Annotated in this window: 22 protein-coding genes; 15 read left to right on the top strand and 7 right to left on the bottom strand. The window is 62.4% G+C overall.

What is annotated here, in order from left to right:
* Positions 1–10: 10 nt before the first annotated feature.
* Positions 11–868 carry a MetQ/NlpA family ABC transporter substrate-binding protein gene (locus M1L53_RS10630; protein ID WP_003940478.1) on the bottom strand — a complete coding sequence of 286 codons (858 nt, stop codon included), beginning with the start codon at positions 866–868 and terminating at the stop codon, positions 11–13.
* 114 nt (positions 869–982) lie between these two features.
* Positions 983–1,441 (bottom strand): nuclear transport factor 2 family protein, encoded by a 459-nt coding sequence (locus M1L53_RS10625; protein WP_030537000.1) that lies wholly within the window; start codon positions 1,439–1,441, stop codon positions 983–985.
* A 130-nt stretch (positions 1,442–1,571) separates the two neighbouring features.
* Here M1L53_RS10625 and M1L53_RS10620 point away from each other — a divergent pair, with 130 nt between their 5' ends.
* From M1L53_RS10620 to M1L53_RS10595, 6 genes are read left to right on the top strand one after another with little or no spacing between them, the layout of a single operon-like run.
* Complete coding sequence (locus M1L53_RS10620) at positions 1,572–2,738, top strand: acyl-CoA dehydrogenase family protein (RefSeq protein WP_054187452.1); 1,167 nt, start codon at positions 1,572–1,574, stop codon at positions 2,736–2,738.
* Entirely contained in the window at positions 2,735–3,682 is a 948-nt protein-coding gene (locus M1L53_RS10615) for a bifunctional MaoC family dehydratase N-terminal/OB-fold nucleic acid binding domain-containing protein (RefSeq protein WP_054187451.1), read from the top strand. Before M1L53_RS10620 ends, M1L53_RS10615 begins: the two co-directional genes overlap by 4 nt.
* Positions 3,682–4,797: an acyl-CoA dehydrogenase family protein gene (locus M1L53_RS10610; RefSeq protein WP_030537002.1), complete on the top strand. Its 1,116-nt coding sequence runs from the start codon at positions 3,682–3,684 to the stop codon at positions 4,795–4,797. Before M1L53_RS10615 ends, M1L53_RS10610 begins: the two co-directional genes overlap by 1 nt.
* Positions 4,794–5,222 carry a MaoC family dehydratase gene (locus M1L53_RS10605; protein WP_003940399.1) on the top strand — a complete coding sequence of 143 codons (429 nt, stop codon included), beginning with the start codon at positions 4,794–4,796 and terminating at the stop codon, positions 5,220–5,222. Before M1L53_RS10610 ends, M1L53_RS10605 begins: the two co-directional genes overlap by 4 nt.
* Complete coding sequence (locus tag M1L53_RS10600) at positions 5,222–6,400, top strand: lipid-transfer protein (protein ID WP_054187450.1); 1,179 nt, start codon at positions 5,222–5,224, stop codon at positions 6,398–6,400. The genes M1L53_RS10605 and M1L53_RS10600 overlap by 1 nt, the downstream gene beginning before the upstream one ends.
* Before the next feature lie 14 nt (positions 6,401–6,414).
* On the top strand, positions 6,415–7,236 hold the full coding sequence (locus M1L53_RS10595; protein ID WP_007732645.1) for a MaoC/PaaZ C-terminal domain-containing protein: 822 nt from the start codon (positions 6,415–6,417) through the stop codon (positions 7,234–7,236).
* Between the two features lie 110 nt (positions 7,237–7,346).
* On the opposite strand, the gene M1L53_RS10590 is transcribed toward M1L53_RS10595, so the two are convergent.
* Positions 7,347–8,123, bottom strand: a complete 777-nt coding sequence (locus M1L53_RS10590; protein WP_054187449.1) for an SDR family oxidoreductase — start codon at positions 8,121–8,123, stop codon at positions 7,347–7,349.
* A 198-nt stretch (positions 8,124–8,321) separates the two neighbouring features.
* On the opposite strand from M1L53_RS10590, the gene M1L53_RS10585 reads away from it, so the two are divergent.
* Positions 8,322–9,083, top strand: coding sequence for an SDR family NAD(P)-dependent oxidoreductase (locus tag M1L53_RS10585; protein ID WP_007732643.1), 762 nt, complete (start codon positions 8,322–8,324; stop codon positions 9,081–9,083).
* Between the two features lie 15 nt (positions 9,084–9,098).
* Here the strand turns inward: M1L53_RS10585 and M1L53_RS10580 are convergent, their stop codons facing one another.
* Together M1L53_RS10580 and M1L53_RS10575 are read right to left on the bottom strand one after the other, a co-directional pair.
* Entirely contained in the window at positions 9,099–9,875 is a 777-nt protein-coding gene (locus M1L53_RS10580) for an SDR family NAD(P)-dependent oxidoreductase (protein WP_007732641.1), read from the bottom strand.
* Complete coding sequence (locus tag M1L53_RS10575; RefSeq protein WP_007732640.1) at positions 9,872–10,510, bottom strand: hypothetical protein; 639 nt, start codon at positions 10,508–10,510, stop codon at positions 9,872–9,874. Before M1L53_RS10575 ends, M1L53_RS10580 begins: the two co-directional genes overlap by 4 nt.
* A gap of 188 nt (positions 10,511–10,698) precedes the next feature.
* Here M1L53_RS10575 and M1L53_RS10570 point away from each other — a divergent pair, with 188 nt between their 5' ends.
* From M1L53_RS10570 to M1L53_RS10545, 6 genes are all read left to right on the top strand, one after another.
* The gene (locus tag M1L53_RS10570; RefSeq protein WP_054187448.1) at positions 10,699–11,598 is read left to right on the top strand and encodes a LysR family transcriptional regulator; all 900 of its coding nucleotides are present in this window, start codon (positions 10,699–10,701) and stop codon (positions 11,596–11,598) included.
* 105 nt (positions 11,599–11,703) lie between these two features.
* Positions 11,704–11,949 carry a hypothetical protein gene (locus M1L53_RS10565; RefSeq protein ID WP_261949221.1) on the top strand — a complete coding sequence of 82 codons (246 nt, stop codon included), beginning with the start codon at positions 11,704–11,706 and terminating at the stop codon, positions 11,947–11,949.
* Between the two features lie 129 nt (positions 11,950–12,078).
* The gene (locus M1L53_RS10560) at positions 12,079–12,735 is read left to right on the top strand and encodes a hypothetical protein (protein ID WP_261949220.1); all 657 of its coding nucleotides are present in this window, start codon (positions 12,079–12,081) and stop codon (positions 12,733–12,735) included.
* A 5-nt stretch (positions 12,736–12,740) separates the two neighbouring features.
* Complete coding sequence (locus M1L53_RS10555) at positions 12,741–13,727, top strand: hypothetical protein (protein WP_030537005.1); 987 nt, start codon at positions 12,741–12,743, stop codon at positions 13,725–13,727.
* 9 nt (positions 13,728–13,736) lie between these two features.
* The gene (locus tag M1L53_RS10550) at positions 13,737–15,026 is read left to right on the top strand and encodes an adenylosuccinate synthetase (RefSeq protein ID WP_054187446.1); all 1,290 of its coding nucleotides are present in this window, start codon (positions 13,737–13,739) and stop codon (positions 15,024–15,026) included.
* Positions 15,023–15,673 (top strand): NUDIX domain-containing protein, encoded by a 651-nt coding sequence (locus tag M1L53_RS10545; protein ID WP_020909123.1) that lies wholly within the window; start codon positions 15,023–15,025, stop codon positions 15,671–15,673. Before M1L53_RS10550 ends, M1L53_RS10545 begins: the two co-directional genes overlap by 4 nt.
* A gap of 6 nt (positions 15,674–15,679) precedes the next feature.
* On the opposite strand, the gene hppD is transcribed toward M1L53_RS10545, so the two are convergent.
* Positions 15,680–16,885 (bottom strand): 4-hydroxyphenylpyruvate dioxygenase, encoded by a 1,206-nt coding sequence (hppD, locus tag M1L53_RS10540; RefSeq protein WP_054187445.1) that lies wholly within the window; start codon positions 16,883–16,885, stop codon positions 15,680–15,682.
* A 195-nt stretch (positions 16,886–17,080) separates the two neighbouring features.
* On the opposite strand from hppD, the gene M1L53_RS10535 reads away from it, so the two are divergent.
* On the top strand, positions 17,081–17,593 hold the full coding sequence (locus M1L53_RS10535; RefSeq protein ID WP_003939810.1) for an Lrp/AsnC family transcriptional regulator: 513 nt from the start codon (positions 17,081–17,083) through the stop codon (positions 17,591–17,593).
* Here M1L53_RS10535 and M1L53_RS10530 read toward each other — a convergent pair.
* Positions 17,581–19,125, bottom strand: coding sequence for an MFS transporter (locus M1L53_RS10530; RefSeq protein WP_054187444.1), 1,545 nt, complete (start codon positions 19,123–19,125; stop codon positions 17,581–17,583). The genes M1L53_RS10535 and M1L53_RS10530 overlap by 13 nt on opposite strands.
* A 56-nt stretch (positions 19,126–19,181) precedes the next feature.
* Between M1L53_RS10530 and M1L53_RS10525 the strand changes: the two genes are divergently transcribed.
* Positions 19,182–19,832 (top strand): TetR/AcrR family transcriptional regulator, encoded by a 651-nt coding sequence (locus tag M1L53_RS10525; RefSeq protein WP_054187443.1) that lies wholly within the window; start codon positions 19,182–19,184, stop codon positions 19,830–19,832.
* The last annotated feature ends 2 nt before the right edge of the window (positions 19,833–19,834 follow it).

Genomic DNA, 19,834 nt, shown 5'->3' with positions numbered 1-19,834 from the left:
CGGGTCTCGATCAGGTAGCGCTGGCCGGAATGACCGAGCCCTGATAGGTCTGCTCGATGAACGTCGCGACGTCGGCGGACGTCAATGCCTCGGCCAACTTCTGTACTCGCGCATCGTTTTCGAGCGAGGTGCGTACGGTCAGGACATTGGCGTACGGGTTGCCCTCGGCCTTCTCGAGCACCAGGGCGTCCTTGGCCGGGTTGAGGCCACCTTCGATTGCGTAGTTGCCGTTGATGATTGCGAGATCGACATTTCCGTCGTCGAGCGTCCGCGGCAGCTGCGGGGGATCGACCTGGGTGAACGTGAGTCCCTTGGGGTTGTCGATGATGTTCTTCTCGCTGATCTGCGTGATGTCGGTGCCGGGGGCGCCCAACTGCTGATCGAGCTTGATCAAACCGGCCTGCTGCAGCAGGTACAGCCCACGGGCGAAGTTCGTCACGTTGTTGGATAAAGCGACCGTTGCGCCCTGGCGCAGGTCGGCCACGTTGGTGACCTTCTTGGAATATGCACCGAGGGGCTCGACGTGGACCTTCGCCACGGCGACCAGGTCGTCGACACCCTTTTCCTTCGACCACGATTCCTGGTACGGCACGTGCTGGAAGAAGTTGGCGTCGGTGTCTCCGGCTTCGAGCACCTCGTTGGCGTCGAGATCGCCGGTGATCTCGCTGACCTCGATCTTGGTGTCACCGAGCAGGCCCTTTTCTTCGACGAACTTCAGGATCTCGGCGTGCGGAACCGAAGAAGCGACGATGCGAAGAGGTGCGTTCTCGTCGGAGGAGTTGTCGCTCGAGCACGCGGCTACGGTTCCGACTGCGACGGCGGCCACTGCGAAGGCAGCGAGGAATCTTCTGGTGCGCGAGCGTGACATGTGAATCTCCAAGACATAGCCGAACGCACGCCGAGATGGCGTGACAGTTGCTGAACGCTAGCCCGGTAAACCTCCCGTGAGGAGATACAGAATCACCGCGATTTTTTCATGTACCTATTGTCCGAGCAGGATGACCGGAACGTCCTCGGCAAAATCGACTACCAGTTCGCGACGCGAGAACAGCCAGGTGCCGTCGATCTTTTCGAAGCTGTCCTGGTAACGAATCTCGATCCGGTTGTCCCGGTGGCCCTCGCCCCGCGGATAGATGTGGTGAGCGGAGCAGTAAGCCTCACCGTGTGCGGTGGTGGGGCCGTCGAGGTCGAGGATCTGCTGCTCGACGATGTGCCGGGTCGAGTGCAGATGTGAGACGGCATCGACCACCGAACTGCTGACGACGGAGTTCCCACGTATCTCCGTCGGCGCACCCGTTCCGTTCAGTGCCGGCGGCAAGACGAATGCCACGTCGTCAGTGAAGAGAGCCGCAAGTGCAGTGGTGTTTCGGCGGTCGACGGCCTGTGCGTACCTGGCGGCCAAGTCGGTGAGAGCGACGCGATCCGAGGAGTCCATGCGCATATCTCACCCTATGTGACGCCGCTCATGTTTCGGCTTCCCGCTCATCGAGACACTCACAGCGCCCACCTGGGCATCTGGTTAGCGTCCAGGCCAAGAGTTGCCAGCCATGAATGCCATAGGAGAAACAGCGATGGATCTGAGGGAATCGCCCGAGCAGCAGGAGCTCCGCAAGGAGTTGCGCGCGTACTTCGCGGCGCTGCTGCCGGAAGAGAAGCGTCGCGCGGCCGGCGAGCAAGGTGTGGGTGGCGAGTACTTCCGCGAGATCGTGAAGTTGCTGGGCAAGGACGGTTGGCTCGGTATCGGCTGGCCCAAGGAATTCGGTGGACAGGGACGCTCCATCGAAGAGCAGTTCGTGTTCTTCGACGAGGTTCAGCGCGCAGGTCTGCCGTTTCCCTTCGTGACGGTCAATACCGTCGGACCGACGTTGATGAAGTACGGCACCGAAGAACAGAAGGAACGTTTCCTGCCCGGCATCCTGGCCGGCGACATCGTCTTCGCAATCGGGTACACCGAGCCGGAGGCCGGAACGGACTTGGCTTCGCTCAAGACCCGCGCAGTCCTCGACGGTGACGAGTGGGTCGTCGACGGCAACAAGATCTTCACCAGTGGCGCCAACACTGCCGACTACGTGTGGCTGGCCTGCCGCACCGACGCGGATGCCCCCAAGCACAAGGGAATCTCGATCCTGATCGTCCCCACCGAGGATGCAGGCTTCGAGTGGTCACCGATCAACACCGTCGGCGGTTTGATGGTGACGTCCACGTACTACTCCGGCATTCGAGTTCCGTCGAAGGACGTTGTCGGCGAGGTCAACGGCGGCTGGCAGCTCATCACGGCTCAGCTCAACCACGAGCGAATCGGCCTGGCGGCCATCGGTGGTCGCACGTACGGTCTGTGGAACCTGGTCCTGGACTGGGCCAAGGAAAACGGTGCCATCGACATCCCGTGGGTGCAACAGGACTTCGCTCGCACACACGCCAAGCTCGAGGCCATGCGACTGCTGAACTGGAAGATGACGGCAGCCGTCGCACAGGACACGCTCTCCGGAGCCGACGCCGGTGCCACCAAGACGTACGGGACCGAAACTCACGTCGACGTCTACCGCACCCTGCTCGGAATTCTCGGCTCCGCCGGTCGCATCCGCCCCGAGTCTCCGGGCGCTCTGCTTGCCGGTCAGATCGAGCAGATCTCGCGTCAGGGTGTCGTGAACACCTTCGGCGGCGGCGTCAACGAAGTTCTGCGTGACATGGTCGGCACCATCGGCTTGGGACTCGTTCGCGAAAAGAGGGTCAAGTGAGCGACATTTCGGCGCAACTCGACGCTTTTGTCGGCCAGACGCTTGTTCCCACCACCTGGGGGCCAGACGAGGTCAACATCCCCATGATCCGGCATTGGGCCGAGACCATGGGCGATACCAACCCCGTCTACCTCGACGACGACGCCGCCCGCGCCACCGGACGCGACGGCGTCGTCGCTCCCGCTCAGATGCTCCAGGTCTGGATCATGCGGACCTTTACCGACAAGATGGCGGGCAACGACCCGTCGCAGGTGTGGACCGATCTGATCGCCACCCTCGACGCAGCCGGCTACAGCTCTGTCGTGGCCACCGATTCCGATCAGGAGTTCTTCGCCGAACTGCGCCCAGGCGATCGCGTTAACTACACCGAGGTCATCGAGTCGATTTCGCCGGAGAAGAAGACCGGCCTCGGTGTCGGACACTTCGTCACGACGCTCAAGACCTACCGCAACGGTGACGATCAGGTTGTCGGCACCCAGCGGTGGCGGACGCTGCGGTTCAAACCTCAGGAATCTGCTGCGCCCGAAGCTCCTCGTGCACTGCGTCCGCGTCCGGCTCTCAACGCGGACAACGCTTTCTGGTTCGAAGCAGCCAAGGAGCACCGTCTGGTGATCCAGCGCTGCACGTCCTGCAAGACGCTGCGTCATCCCACCGGCCCGATGTGCGGGGAGTGCCGGTCACTCGAGTGGGACACGATCAACGCGTCGGGTCGTGGCGCGGTGTACAGCTTCGTGGTCAATCACCACCCCAAGATCGACGCGTTCGACTACCCGCTCATCGTTGCGGTAATCGAACTCGAAGAGGGAACCCGATTGATCGCCAACATGGTGGGTATCGCGCCCGAAGATGTCGTGGTCGACATGCCCGTGGAACTTGACTGGATCGACGCCGACCCGGATCTGACGCTTCCCGCGTTCCGGCCGGCCGTACGCGAGGAGCACTGATGGACTTCAATTTCAGCGAAGAGCAGGAAGCAATTCGCGCACTGGCCGACGAGGTCTTCACCAGCAAGGCAACGATCGAGCGCACCAAGGAGATCGAACTCTCCGCTGAGCGCGTCGACCGTGAACTGTGGCGCGAACTCGCGAGCACCGGCCTGCTCGGTATCGCCCTGCCGGAGGAGTTCGGCGGCGGTGGCCTCGGCTTGTCCGAGCTGTACGCACTGCTCGAACAGCAGGGACGTCACGTTGCGGCCGTGCCGATCTGGGAAACGACCCTTGCAGCATTGGCTGTCAACGAATTCGGCTCTGATTCCCTTCGCGCCGAACTCCTTCCGGGAGTTGCCGACGGCAGTCGATTCCTGACCGTCGGTCTCGAAGAGTTCGGTCCGTACACGGGCGGCGACCCACTGACCACGGCTGAGCAGGACGCCGACGGCAACTGGACTCTGACGGGTGAGAAGGCAGTAGTGCCGATGACTCACGTCGCGAACCTTGCTCTCGTTTCGGCAACCGCTTCCACTGGTACGGCACTGCTGCTGGTCGACCTGAGTGCCGAGGGAGTGACGCTCGAACAGACGCAGTCCACCAGTTGGGAGATCTGTGCCAACGTCACCTTTGCCGGTGCCCCCGCGCAGCTGATCGGTGCGGCTGACGGCACCACGGTTCCGTGGCTGATCGACCGCGTTCAGCTGGCATTGGCCGCAATCCAATGGGGCGTCGGGTCGGGTGCAGTCGCGCAGGCCGTCACGTACCTGAACGGCCGCAAGCAGTTCGGCCGTCCGCTGGCGACCTTCCAGGCCGTCAATCATCAACTCGCTGACTGCTACATCGATCTCGAAGCGATGCGCGTGACACTGTGGCAGGCCGCCTGGCGCATCTCCGAGGGACTGGATCTCGGCACCTCGGTACTGGTCGCCAAGTGGTGGGCTACCGACGGCGGACAGCGCGTCGTGCATCGCACCACGCATGTTCACGGCGGCATGGGCGTCGACACCGACTACCCGGTTCACCGTCACCTGTTGTGGGGCAAGCAGATTGCTGCCACCCTCGGTGGTTCCAGCTCCGATCTGGCGCGTCTGGGTGCGCAGCTCGCATCCGGTGTGGAGGTGCTCGCATGACCGTACTTGCCGGTCGCAGTTACGCAGACGTCGTTGTCGGAGAGGCATTGCCCGAGTTGGCGATCCCGCTGACCCGCACGTTGATCGTCGCCACGGCAATCGCCACTCGCGATTTTCAGGACGTGCACCACGATCCGAGCCTGGCCCAGGAGCGTGGCTCGAAGGATGTCTTCATGAACATCCTCACGAGCAACGGTCTTGTCGGTCGATACGTCACGGACTGGGCCGGATCTGCATCGACCCTGCGCCGCATCGCCATTCGTCTCGGGGCGCCCAACTACCCGGGTGACACCATGACGATGACCGGTGAGGTCGTGTCCAAGGAAGACGGAGTGGTCGTGGTCAAGGTGCAGGGTGCAAACAGCCTCGGCAACCATGCATCCGGCACCGTCGCAGTCGCTTTCAAGGAAGAGGAGAGGCCCTGATGGCGATCAGCCCACTCTCGGGAGCCGCCGCCATCGTCGGCATCGGATCCACCGAGTTCTCCAAGAACTCCGGCCGCACCGAACTGCAGTTGGCGTGTGAGGCCATCGTCGCGGCACTCGCTGACGCCGGTATCGATCCGTCCGAGGTCGACGGTCTGTCCACCTACACGTCGGAGACGAACGGCGAAGCGATCGTGGCTCGCAACTGCGGCCTCGGTGAGCTCAAGTTCTTCTCGCGCATTCACTACGGCGGCGGCGCTGCGTGTGCCACCGTGCAGCAGGCGGCCATGGCAGTTGCGACGGGTGTTGCCGACGTCGTGATTTGTTACCGCGCCTTCAACGAGCGCTCCGGTGTGCGCTACGGCCTAGGGCAGCACGATCGACCGATGGACAGCACGGCGGACCGCGCCGCGTATGCGTGGATGACTCCGCAGGGATTGTCGACTCCCGCTCAGTGGGTCGCCATGTTCGCCCGCCGCTACATGCACCAGTACGGTGCGACGAGTGAGGACTTCGGACGAGTTGCAGTGGTGGCGCGCAAGCATGCCGCCAACAACCCGGCCGCTTGGTTCTACGAGCGTCCGATCACGCTCGAGGACCATCAGAACTCGCGCTGGATCGCCGAGCCGCTGCACCTGCTCGACTGCTGCCAGGAAACCGACGGCGGCCAGGCATTGGTCATCGTCTCTGCCGAGCGCGCAAAGGATCTGGCCAACAAGCCCGTCGTCATCAAGGGCGCCGCTCAGGGCAGTAGCAAGGATCAGCACATGATGACCAGCTACTACCGGCCCGACATCTCCGGTATCCCGGAGATGGGCCTGGTTGCTCGTCAGCTGTACGGCCAGAGCGGCCTGACACCGGACGACATCAACGCCGCGATCCTGTACGACCACTTCACTCCGTTGGTGCTTCCCCAGCTCGAAGAACTGGGCTTCTGCAAGCCAGGCCAAGCCAAGGACTTCATCCGCGAAGGCAATCTCGAGATCGGTGGGCGCCTGCCGTCCAACACTCACGGTGGTCAGGTCGGCGAGGCGTACCTGCACGGTGTCAACGGAATTGCCGAAGGTGTGCGACTGGTGCGAGGCACGTCGACCAACCAGCCCGAGGGCGTCGAAAACGTATTGGTCACAGCCGGAACAGCAGTACCCACCAGCGGTCTCGTTCTCGGCGCTGTTTGAGAGAGGAAAAGACAGTGACAACTTCGGAAGCTGCGAAGACCGCCGGCGATTGGCGTGGAGCCGATCTCGGGACCCGCACCGTGTCGTACACCGAGCGCGACGCGATCCTGTACGCACTTGCCGTGGGCGCCAAGGCGACCGAGCTGGACCTCGTCTTCGAGGATCAGCTTCGGGTACTGCCGACCTTTGCTCTGACGCTGGCGCAGTGGGCTCCCGACGCTCTGGGTTCGGCGGGCGCCTTCGACACCTCGACGGCGTTGCACGGCTCGCAAGAGCTGAAAGTGCTTGCTCCGCTTCCGCGTAGCGGTGACGTGACCTTGAAGGCTTCGGTCGGCGAGGTGTGGGACAAGGGCGCAGCGGCCGTGTTCGAAGTGAAGGTGGAGTGCGAATACTTCGTCGCGACCTGGTCACTTTTTGCCCCCGGTGCCGGTGGATTCGGCGGAGAACGTGGACCCTCACGTCCGGCGGAGCCGACCGGCGAGCCTTCGTTGACCGGTGTGCTGACCACAGCGGAGAACCAAACGGCGATGTACCGGCTCCTGGGCGACAAGCACCACATCCACATCGATCCCCAGGCTGCGGCGCGGATCAACCAGCCGCGTCCGATCATGCACGGCCTGTGCACGTTGGCCGCCAGCACACTCGAGCTTGCTCGGGTCGCCGGAGTGCATCCGGCTGATCTTGTCAGTCTCGAAGGTCGATTCGCTGCGGCGATCCATCCGGGTGAGGCGCCGTCCATCGTTGCGTGGGGAACTCCCGACGACCTGGCCTTCCAGGTCACCAAGGGTGATCAGGTAGCGATTTCCGGTGCACGAGTGAGCTTCTCCGCTCGCTAGTCCCTCCAGACTCAACTGCGGGGTGCTTGACCCCTCGTCGCGCCCCGCAGTTGTTCACACGAAGAAGCAGCCCCCGAGCGAATCCGCTCAGGGGCTGCTTCGTATTTGTTTCAATCCTGGTGGGTCGCCATGTAGCGAGCCGGGTACTCACCGCCGCCGTGAACGGCGATGTCGGCGCCGTTCACGTACGAGGAGAGCGGGCTCGCCAGGAACAGGCAGGAGTTGGCGATATCGGCCGGCACGGCCATGCGCTCCATCGGAATGGTCCTGGTGACCGCAACGCCGCCGTCGGCGCCGTAGACCTCGGCGGCAGCCTCGGTACGGATCAGGCCGGTGGTGATGTGGTTGATCCGGACCTTCGGCGCCCATTCGAGGGCCAATGCCTTGGTCAGAACGAGGAGGCCTGCCTTGGCTGCGCTGTACGCCGCGGTTCCGGGCTGCGGGTCGATCGCCGAGACACTGCCGATGTTGATGATGGCACCGCCGTCGTCCTGAGTCTGCATCACTGCATTTGCGGCCTGGGCAACGTTGAAGGGTGCCAACAGGTTCAGGGCCACGATCTTCTCGACGAAGCGGGGTGACACCGTCGCAGCATCGGCATCGGGGGAGCCGCCGGCGTTGTTGACCAGGACGTCCAGACGGCCGAAGCGCTCGACGGCATCCTGGACGAGGGCTGCGGCGTCGGCGGGATCGCGGACGTCAGTGGCGCGAAAGGCTGCGCTACGGCCGTCGGCGGTGGGTAGGTTTTCGGGCTCGTTACGGCCACAGACCAGCACGTTCGCACCCGCGGCGAGGAAGGTTTCGGCGATGACGTAGCCGATGCCTTTGGTGCCGCCGGTGACGATCACCGAGCGTCCGCTGAAATCGACGGGGTTGGGCAGTGTCACGGTGGAGCCTTCCTGGTGCGGTGCCGAGCTGAATTGCCGCCCAATGTGATTGACGCGACGTGGTCGCACACCTTAGGGTCAAGCAAGTGCTTGGTTGTTTTGTAGGTCGAGTGTAGACGACAAACGGCGGCAGTCACCAGAATCGACCGGTCCCTCCCGCAAAGGGACCTCTGCGTCGACAGACATTGGAGTAGTCACATGGGCAAGCTCGAAGGCAAAGTTGCACTCATCACGGGTGCGGGTCAGGGAATCGGGCAGGGGATTGCCCTGGCCTTGGCCAAAGAGGGCGCCGTGATCGCCGTTGCCGGCCGCACCGAATCCAAGTTGCACACCACGTGCGGACTACTGGCTGACATCGGTGCGCGCGGTGAGGCGGTGGTCTGCGACGTCAGCAAGAAGGACGACATCACCGACGCCGTGGACCGTACCGTCGAACTGTTCGGCGGAATCGACATCCTGGTCAACAACGCCAACGACTGCAAGCCCGGCCCACTCTTGAGCGTGCTCGACGAAGACTTCGAGCGTTCCTTCGCGACGGGGCCGCTCGCCACCCTGCGCATGATGCAGGCGTCGTACCCCCACATGAACAGTCGTGGCGGTGGCGTCATCATCAACATGGTCACCTCGGCGGCGGTGCGCTGGGATGCCAGTAACTACGGCGCTTACGGTTCCATCAAAGAAGGCATGCGCTCGTTGACCCGCGCTGCGGCCTGTGAATGGGGCAAGGACAACATTCGCGTTCTCAATGTTGCCCCGCACGCCAAGACTCCCGCGTTGCAGTGGTGGATGGACAAGAATCCCGAAGAGGCAGCGGCATTTGTCGCAGGTATTCCGCTGGGACGCGTCGGAGACCCTGAGACCGACATCGGTCGTGCCGTCGTCTTCCTCGTCAGCGAAGACGCCGGGTACCTCACGGGTGCCACGATCCCGCTCGACGGCGGCCAGTCGCGCTGGGGCTGACCGCCATCGACCCGATCAGGTCATCACGGCGCCGCCGTCGACGGCAATCGTCTGGCCGGTGACGTTGCGAGCCTTGTCACTGAGTAAGAAGGCGACCATCTCGGCGATGTCTCCGGGCGTCTGAGCTCGACCCATCGGAACCATCTGTGCGACAAAAGAATCGAAGACGTCAGCATCGGAAACATCTGTGAGCGAGGGATCGCGTCGACGCAGTTCCTTGATGGTTCGAAGCCACATGTCGGTGAGGATCAGGCCGGGCATGACCGTATTCGAGCGAAGTCCTCGAGTCGCACCGATCCGGGCGACGCTGTGACTCATCTCGATCACGGCGGCCTTCGACGGTCCGTAGTGCGCGAGCATGTCACCGCCCAAGCGGGCACCGATCGACGCGATGTTGACGATCGCTGCCGGACCCTCGGTTCTGCTCACGAATTCGCGGCACATCAGGAAGCTGCCCTTGGTGTTCACCGCAAAGGTGTTGTCCCACTGGTCTTCGGTGATCTCGAGGAACGGAGTGAAGACGCCGATTCCGGCGCCGTTGACGAGTGCAGTCGGGCTTCCGGCCGATGCAGCCACGTCGAAGGCGTTCTTGACGTCACCTTCACGTCGAACATCGCATCGTGCCGTGTGGACTGCTACGCCAAGGCTTTCCAGGCGTGCTGCGGTGTCGGCGAGTGCGGCCTCTTCGATGTCGAGGAGAAGCAGGGTGCCGAAGTCCTCCGCAAGGCGCTCGGCAATAGCGGCGCCCAACCCGGCAGCTGCGCCGGTGACAATGGCTACGGGCGCGCTCACGGCAGGTGCGTTTCGAGCAGTGGGGCAAGCAGTTCGGCTGCGCGCGCCGCCGTGATGACTTCGCTCGGGTCCACCTTGGTCACGACTTTCGAAGCAGAATCTTCGTAGACATGCTCACCGATGAGTCGCCCCTGCTCGTCGTACGGCCAGACAAATGCCAAGGTCCGACGCACGAGATACCAACCGTCGGGGTCGATGTCCGACGACTGTTCGGGGGCTGCGGGGGTGGATCCACCCGATTCGTGCACCGCGCCGAACACCCCGTCTCCCAGAATCGATCCTGGGACGAATTGACTGAAGAGAGTCTCACCCGAGAATCCGCTGTCGGAGACCGCGAAGTCGGACTGTCCGGTCCACATGACAAGGGTGTCCGTCTCGGCGAGTGACTGGTAGAAGTTGGTGACGGCGTCCATGCCGTCGAGGACAATCGACTGCCCGTCTTCGAACAACCGGTAGACGGGTTCTTCGACGGTCATGTCGGGCGAGAGGATTTCCTTGTAACGACCGGAGACCTCGAGCAATGCGTGGCGCCGGTAGTTTCGGAGGATCTTCTGGTGCCGCGGATTGTCGATGGTTTCCAATTGCTTTTCGACGCCATCCATCATGTGGACGAATTCGTGCTCGTACTTGCTCATCACATCTCCTGGTTTCGCGGATTCGGCGGGCTGTCCGGATCTGCGACAACTGTGACCTGACGTGGCATTCGCTGTACATGTAGAACTTCGTTCGACAATTGCCGGTTTGCTTAACTCCGCTGTTCAGATACCGTGATGGTCATCACTTTGCTGGCGAACGGCGGCCTAAGACAACCGAATGGACGGTAATGAAAAAGGCGAGAAGAGGTGAAGATCTGAATCTGCGGTTGGTGTCCTCGTTGCTCGTCGTCGTGGCGGAAGGGCACTTCGGACGAGCGGCAGACCGGTTGTTCGTCACGGCGCCTGCTCTCAGTCAGCAGATTCGTCGACTCGAGGAGCAGGTGGGAGTCGAGTTGGTTGATCGCAGTTCGCACCCGGTGGTGCTCACCGCCGCGGGTGAGGTGTTCGTCGCGGATGCACGGCCCGCTCTCGAGTTCGCCGTCCGCGCGATGAACGGGCTCGACGCACTCGAGCGTCGGCGGGCCAGGCGGTTGCGGATCGGATTCATCAACGGGGCGGCCGGAAGTTTGGGACGTGCGGTGATCGATTCGTTGCATGCGGAGGTGGAGCTGGTCCAATTGGACTGGTCCCAACAGGTTTCCGCGGTGGCGAGCGCGACCGTCGACGCGGCCTTCGTGCGACCGCCACTGCCGGTGCTCGACGGTGTGGTGCTCGAACGGATAGGCGTCGAACCGCGGGTGTTGGCTCTGCCTCGAGGGCACCGACTGGCGGGTCGCGCGAGCATCGAGATTTCTGAAATAGATGGGACTGTGCAGGTTTCGAGTGACGGCGCACCACCCGAATGGGTGAAATGGTGGTCGGTGGACCCGCGCCCGAGTGGTGTACCCGTCCGGTACGGTCCCTCTGTCCGCACGATGGACGAAGCGCTCGAGGTTGTCGCCAACGGTCGGGCGGTGGTGATAACGGCAGCAACCATTGCCGAGTACTACACCCGCTCGGATATCAGTTTCGTGCGCATTTCCGACATCGAGCAGTGTTCGATCGATCTGTGTACCCGCGAGGGCGACAGCAGTCCGGCAGTGATCGAGCTACGCAAAGCTGTTTCAGCCCTCGGTACCGCCAGGTGATTGCCGTGTCCTGATGTGATGCGCATGTACTCGGATGAAATACGCATGTACTCGGATGAAATACGCATTCTTGCCGTCTTCGTTTTAGTCAGCTAGACTAAAACCATGAAAACGATCAGCACGGCACTTGAAATCGTCGAGGCAGCAAGAGTTTCGGCCGATGTGTTCGGGGGAAACTCCAGCGATCTCGACACCCGTCGCGCTGCGAAGCGTCGTTTTCATCGGCTCGCCTCCGCCATTCATCCGGACCGGGCGAAGCCCGAAGATCGGGTGCGATACTCGGCCGCAACATCTCGGTTGAACGAGCTATACCGCAGTTGGACAGCGGAGTTCGAGCCGGCAGATTCTTGACCCGTTTATGTCGGCGAGCGGGGCGAGTACATGTTGGGTGGACTGGTAGCGCGCGGCTCGGTCGCTAACCTGTACCGGTCCGATGCCCGTGTCGTACTCAAGATTCCGCGAAACCCTCGGGCGAACTCGATGATCGAGGCCGAACGGAATGTGCTGACGGACATCGAGAATTCGTGCGAAGCCGGTTGGGCAGTCTCGTACTTCCCGCGATTGATCGATCGAATCACCCATGTGGGCAGCGGCACGAGACGTCAGATCGATGTGCTGGACGATCTGACCGAAGGTTTTGTGAGTCTCGCCGACGTCCGTGAGGCGTATCCGGGTGGCCTCGATCCACGGGACTGGGCGTGGATGCACCGACGGCTACTTCGGGCTCTGGCAGTAGCGCATGCGACTGGTTGGGTGCACACCGCGATTACCGCGGAGAACGTGCTGATCGAGCCTGATCGGCACGGGGTGGTGCTGGTCGGCTGGTCCTTTGGCACCCGTACGGGCAGCCGCCCGGTGGCGACGATCGGTTCCGATCGTGATTCGTACCCACCGGAACTCGGCGAAGGAGCGTCTCCGGCCTGGGACGTCTACATGGCTCATCATTTGATGCTCCGAATGCTGGGCGAGCAGACCCACGAACGGATGAAGGCGTTTGCCGACGGCTGCATGCAGGACAACCCGAGATTGCGTCCCGACGCGGTCGACCTACTGGGTGAGTTCGACGAACTCCTCGATCTTCTCTATGGCCAGCGGACATTTCGTCCGTTCGCCGTTCCATCCACGAAAGGACAGTGATTGTCATGGGCTACGGATACTGGGACGACAACACCTATTTGGCGGGCAAGACTTTTCGTGCCGCACGCGGTGTCGACGATTTCGGTTACACCGATTCGCTTCGGTCGCGTCCGCGAAGCAGTTGGAAAGCGGACCCGACCCTCGACCCCTTCGGCGTCGACAAGCGTGAATGCCGGGACTCGGCCGGGCACCCCGATTCTCTCCCGATAGCAGTGCTTTTCGATGTCACCGGCTCGATGGGCGCTGTTCCTCGAATCATGCAGGACAAGCTCGGAAAGCTGCACGGGCTGCTGCAACGCAAGGGATACGCGGATGATCCGCAGATTCTGTTCGGTGGTATCGGCGACGCCGATTCCGATCAGGTGCCACTACAAGTCGGCCAGTTCGAGTCGGGTAACGCGATGGACGAGCAGCTTCGGACGATCTTCCTCGAGGGCAACGGTGGCGGACAGAAGTCGGAAAGCTATGAATTGGCAGCATATTTCATGGCGCGCCACACCAGTACGGATGCCTGGGAGAAGCGCGGAAGGAAAGGCTACCTCTTCATCATCGGCGACGAGCTGAACAAGCCGCGGCTCTCGGCTCGTCACATCCGTTCGGTGATCGGCGACAAGGTACGTCAGGACGTATCGGTCTCGTCGATCTACCGTGAACTCGAAGAAAGATGGAATGTCTACTTCGTTCTGCCAGATCAGTCGTCGTACTTCAACGATCCGGAAATCGCGGATCACTGGAAGAAGTTGCTCGGTGAACGCTTCGTCAAACTCGACGACCCCGCTGCGGTGTGCGAACTGATCGCGCTGACGGTCGGAATCGGCGAGGACCGCATCGACCTGCGTGACGGACTGGCGGATCTCCGCGACATCGGTTCAAGAGCTGAAGCCGAGACCGTCGGCAAGGCTCTCGCTCTAATTCCAGGGCGCAGCACCGCGACGGTGGCCGGGTTGCCCCACGATCTCGGAACCGATACGGACGATGTTGATTTCGCATAGAAGGAGAGCATGATGGAGCCGTTCGAAGACCGCGATATCATCGTCGTAGACCTCGGGTTCGGAGATGCGGGGAAGGGAGCAACCGTCGATTGGCTTTGCTCCGACCAAGCCGATTTGGGTGTGGCCGCAGTGGTCCGGTTCAACGGTGGGGCACAGGCAGCGCACAACGTGACGGTCGGCGAGCGCCACCACACGTTTTCGCAGTTCGGTTCGGGAACGCTGTCCGGCGTCCCGACGTTTCTCTCGAGATTCGTGTTGGTCGAGCCCATCGCGCTCGCCCGGGAGGCGCGTGCTCTGGAAGCGCTCGGAGTTCGAAATCCGTTCGATTTGATACGGATCGACGCGCGCGCATTGTTGACGACGCCGATTCACGTGGCCGCCAACAGGGCTCGTGAGGATGCTCGCGGCGGTAACCGACACGGCTCGTGTGGCAAGGGGATCGGTGAGACCGCGGCGTATGCGCTCGAAGTAGCGAATGCGCCTACGGTGGGAGACTGCCGGCGACCTGACTCCTTGCGTCGTAAGTTGTCGGCGTTGGCCACATTCTACGGACCGTTGATCGCGGAGAGTCGCCACGGTTTTCCGCCGATCGACGACATGGTCGACATGTACGCGGAATTCGGTGCCGTCGTGGACATCGCCGACCCGGATGCGCTGGGCGCGTTGGGCGCCGGTGGTCGTCTGGTATTCGAGGGGGCACAAGGTGTCCTTCTCGACGAGTGGCGGGGGTTTCACCCACACACCACATGGTCGACGGTCGAGCCGTCCAACGCGCGAGCGATGATCGACGAGTTGGGCCGGGACAGTTACGTACTCGGCGTCACTCGCACGTACATGACACGACACGGAGCTGGGCCCTTCCCGACGGAGGATCCGGAGCTGGCGAAGGTGTTGCCCGAGCTGCACAACGGGACGGGTGAGTATCAAGGCGGATTCCGGATGGGCCACCTCGACGAGTTGTTGTTGCACTACGCAATCGAGGTGAGCGGTGGCGTCGACGGTTTGGCGCTTACTCATCTCGACGCGATGGATCGCGCGCGGGCTGCAGGCGTCCCGATCCACGGGGTGCACGCGTACGAAGGATTGCCGTTCGTTCCGGTCGGAGAGTGGAAGGATCTCGATCACCAGCAGGCGCTGACAGATTCCCTGAAAGCCGTAGGGGTCGTGCCGAAGGAACTTCCGGCCGACCCGGAGGATTTCGCCCGGTATCTGAGCGAGGAAATGGGTGCGCCGGTAGTGCTGACCGCGAACGGTGCCGACCGGGTCGATCGTCAGATGCGATGCCCAGTGCCTGCATGATGGACGGTGTGGACCAGTCACTTGTCTCGATCGATGTCATCGCGCTCCGGTTCGGCAATCCGGAACCCGGGATGTTGCGATTTGCCGTCACTCCGCGGCAAGCGGAGCCGTACACCGGGCAGTTGGCGCTGCCCGGTGTACTGCTGGGCGCCGGTGAGCGGTTGCAGGACGCCGCCAGGCGAGCCGTGACCACCAAGCTCGGAATTCCCGACGAGAAGATCCTCGTCAGCGGTCAATTGACCGTGTTCGACGAACCCAATCGCGACCCCCGCGGTCCGACGCTCTCGGTGACCATGTGGGCAGTGATCTCGTCGGACGAGGTGCCGGGTTCGGCCGAATGGGTGAGCTGGGACAACCCGGGGGACCTTGCGTTCGACCACAATCGGATAGTCGCCGATACCCGCCCGATCCTTGCTGACACCCTGTTGTGGCGAGATCAGGCATTCACGCGGGCACTACTGGGTCCGTCGTTTCCGGCGTCGTACGCGCTGGCCGTGGCGGAGGAGCTTTCCGGTGTGCGTCCGGACCCGGGCAATTTGAACCGGACGCTCAAAGCGTTGCCAGGGCTGGAACGTACGGACGAACGAGTCCGGGTCAGTGCCACCGGGCGACCCGCGGTGGTCTGGGCGTGGACCGAAAACAGCTGACCTACCTCAGAAGTTGCCCCGCGCGGCCTGCTCACGCTCGATCGCTTCGAACAGGGCTTTGAAGTTTCCCAACCCGAATCCCAGTGAGCCGTGGCGTTCGATGATCTCGAAGAACACGGTGGGACGATCTCCGATCGGCTTGGTGAAGATCTGAAGAAGATAGCCGTCCTCGTCACGGTCGACGAGGATGCCTCGCTTCTGCAATTCCTCGATCGGAACTCGAACCTCTCCGATACGCGCGCGCAGTTCTGGATCCTCGTAATACGAAGCCGGAGTGGAGAGAAACTCGATTCCTTCGTCGGCCAGAGCGTCGACTGCTCTGAGGATGTCGTTGGTCGCAAGTGCGAGATGCTGAGCGCCGGGACCTTGGTAGAACTCGAGGTACTCGTCGATCTGTGACCGCTTCTTCGCGATGGCAGGTTCGTTGAGTGGGAACTTGACTCGGTGATTGCCGCTCGAGACGACCTTGCTCATCAGCGCGGAGTAGTCGGTGGCTATGTCGCCGCCCACGAACTCGGCCATGTTGGTGAATCCCATGACGCGGTTGTAGAAGTCGACCCACTGGTCCATCTTGCCGAGTTCGACATTGCCGACGACGTGGTCGAGGGCCTGGAAGATTCGCTTGGGCGCGCCGTCACGCTTGCGGTACGACGACGTTCGTTCGACGTATCCGGGAAGGTAAGGGCCGGTGTAGCGGGAACGGTCGACGAGGGTGTGCCGAGTCTCGCCGTACGTCGCGATGCTGGCCAGGCGAACGGTGCCGTGCTCGTCGGTGACGTCGTGCGGTTCGCTCAACACTGTCGCGCCTTGGGTGATGGCGTGTGCGATGCACTTGTCCACGTCAGGGACGCTGAGCGCGATGTCGCGGATACCGTCGCCGTGACGGCTGTGATGTTCGATCAGCGGACTTGCCGGATCCACAGCACCTTTGACGACAAACCGCACGGCCCCGCTTTTGAGTACAAACGCGTGGTGGTCGCGGTTTCCCGTCGACGGGCCTGAATAGGCCACCAATTCCATGCCGAACGCAGACTGGAAGAAATGTGAAGTCTGCGTGGCATTTCCGACGATCCATTCGAGGCCGTCCCAACCGCTCACGGGGAAGGGATCGTGATCGCTGTCGTACTCGACCAAGCCGACCAACTGGCGCAATTGCTCCAGATCCAGGCCGGCCAACTGTTCGTCGTCGGTGAGAGTCTGTTCGACGGTCATGGTGAGTCCCCTCTGAGTGCGATGTACACAGCGCGGTGCTCGAGTCATGTTCGGCACTGCCGGTACAAACAGATAAGTCCTTCAGAGGTTGGGTAGTCAACGGAGGTAGTTGAAAGTAGACACAGCGCCGGAATGCGAAGATGGTGGCACTGTTTTGTGGGCAATTTGCATAGTTGAACGACGAGTGGAGCAGACGTGAATCTCGACGCAGTGGATCTGGCTCTGTTGGACGCGATGAACAAGCACCCGAGAGCCGGTGCGTTGGAGCTTTCGCGTCAGGTCAAGGTTGCGCGGGCGACAGTGCAGGCGAGATTGAAAAGGATGGAAGATGCAGGAGTCATCGCCGGGTATGCTCCGCACATCAACTTGGCTGCAGCGGGTTTCGGAGTACAGGCATTCGTGACTTTGCAGATCGCTCAGGGGGCGCTCGACACCGTCACAGCGGAACTCGAGGCGATCCCCGGTGTGCTCGAAGCCTTTGCCACCACCGGCTCCGGCGACGTGCTGTGCCGGATTGCCGCTGCGTCGCACGAGGATTTGCAAGCGACGCTGCTCGAACTGAATCGGTCGGGGATAGCCACCCGGTCGACCAGCGTCATGGTTCTCTCGGTTGTGGTGCCGCTCCGGTCGATGCCCCTCCTGCAGACTCTGCAGTCGGAGCAGACAACCAAGGCCCCGGCGTACCGACGAGGCGGTCAGTCTCGCTGACGACCCGGAGCCCAGAATCCCAGAACGATCGCGGATACCCACATGATCGCAGCGAGCGTGAGTGCTCCTTGATCCATGCCTTTGATGAAGGCTTCACGGGCGAATTCGGCCAACTGGGCACCCTGCGGCCCGGCTGCTTCGGCGACGTGGAGAGCGGCGGCCAGAGAACCGGATACCGGCTCCTTGGCCGGTTCGGGTAGCAAGTCGACCGCGGGCTGGACGTGATTTCCGTAGCCGGCGGCGAGGATACTTCCCGCCAGTGCAACGCCGATGGCGGAGCCGATCTCACGGGTTGCGTCGTTGACTGCTGAGGCAACCCCCTGTTTGGAGTCCGGTGCGTTGGAGACGATGGCAGCAGTGGCGGGGGTTGTCGACAAACCCAATCCAATAGCGGCCACTACCAAGGGAACACAGACTTCGGCATAGGTCGAACAGGCGTCCAAGCGCGTCAGGAGTGCAATTCCGGTTCCGAGGAAGGCGACTCCGGTTGCGGTGAGGGCGCGTAGACCGATACGCGGAATCAGCAGGGGCGCAACCACGGACAGGGCCATTACCGGCACGGCGATCGGCATGAGGGCGAGTGCCGATTGCAGGGGGGAGTAGTCGAGCACCAGTTGCAGATACTGCACGATCAGAAAGAACAGGCCGAAGGTCGCCAGAAATTGCAGGGTCAGCGACGCCGCGCCGCTGCCGAATGCGCGATTGGCAAACAGTCTGACGTCCAGAAGTGGATGGCGAGTGCGTAATTCGACCCAGCTGAAGACTGCCGTCATGGCAATTCCGCCGATCAGCAACGCGAGAACCACCGGATCGAGCCAACCGCGGGCGGGTGCCTCGATCATGCCCAGGACGAACAGTCCGATCGAGCCGGCGATCAGCGATGTACCGGGTAGATCGAGTGGAGTTGCCTCCGTGTCCTTTGACGTCACGATCGTGAACGACACCACGAGGATCAGGACCGAGACGACGGCCAGGCTGACGAATATCGAATGCCACGACCATTTTTCGAGGAGTAGCCCGGAGACGACGAGTCCGGCGATTGCACCGGATCCTGCGACGCCGGACCAGACTCCGACGGCGCGGGCACGCTGCGCCGGCGGGAAACCTGCAGTGAGTAGAGACAGCGTCGCCGGCATGACAAACGCGGCGCCGACGCCGGAGATCACGCGGGAGACGATGATCCACGACGGTTCGTCCGCGAAGACCGGAATCGACGAGCCGGCAGCAAGAACGAGTAGTCCGAACATGAGCAGTTCTCGTCGACCGTATCGATCGCCGAGTGCGCCCGCCGGCAACAAGAGACAAGCCAGCGTGAGCGTATACCCGTCCACGATCCACGTGAGCTGGCTCTGTGTTGCACCGGTATCGCGGGCCAAGTCGGGAAGGGCCGTGTTGAGCGCGGCCATCGCTGCGACGACCAGCGCGACGGCGCAGCACGCGACCGTCAGCATCCAGATCTGTCGGATGGTCCACGTGGACTGTTCGAGCGTCGTATCGCTACTCACGAAACCTCCCGATAGAAACAAGACCATCAGTATCGTTACAAGAACAGCAGTTCCACAACCCCCAAGTGGGTATAACTGAGGTTGTGACGGCGGGAATCGACAAGCAGGAAATCGACAAGCAGATCAGCGACGAGGATCCGCGTAAACAGCGTTCCAGGTCCAGGTTGCTCGACGCAGCGACCACGCTGCTGGCAGAAGGCGGCGTCGACGCCGTGACGATCGATGCCGTCACCAAGTTGGCCAACGTCGCGCGTGCGACGCTGTATCGCCATTTCGACAGCGGCACGGAGTTACTCGCCGCGGCATTTGCACGTCTACTGCCGCCGGTGCCGGAGATGTCCGGGGAAGGTGACCTCCGCGCGCAGTTGCTCGAGTTGTTGACCAGTCAGGCCAAGGCCATCGAAAGCGCACCGATCCAGGTGACGGCGATGTGCTGGCTCGGCTTGGGGCCGGAACTGAAGGGTTATTCGAGCGTCGATGCCCTGTCCGCGGACAAGCCCGAATTGCGATCGCTGCGCCAGACGGTCTTCGAGCAGTACCGACACGCGTTCGATCGGATCCTGCGCTCGCCGGACGCGATCGACGCGTTGGGGGAGTACGACTACGACGTCGCACTTGCTCAGTTGGTCGGACCTTTGGTGCTCACCAAGCTGGCCACGCTGACGCCTCTCGGGGAGGCTGCGTGTGAGCAGATCGTGGACGACTTTCTGGCTGCACGCGGAGTGTCGAGCTGAGA

Source organism: Rhodococcus sp. T9N (genome assembly GCF_024436645.1).
GTDB lineage: Bacteria > Actinomycetota > Actinomycetes > Mycobacteriales > Mycobacteriaceae > Rhodococcus_F > Rhodococcus_F qingshengii.
Note: the sequence above shows the minus strand (reverse complement) of the source record. Positions and strands in the feature narration are given on the sequence as shown.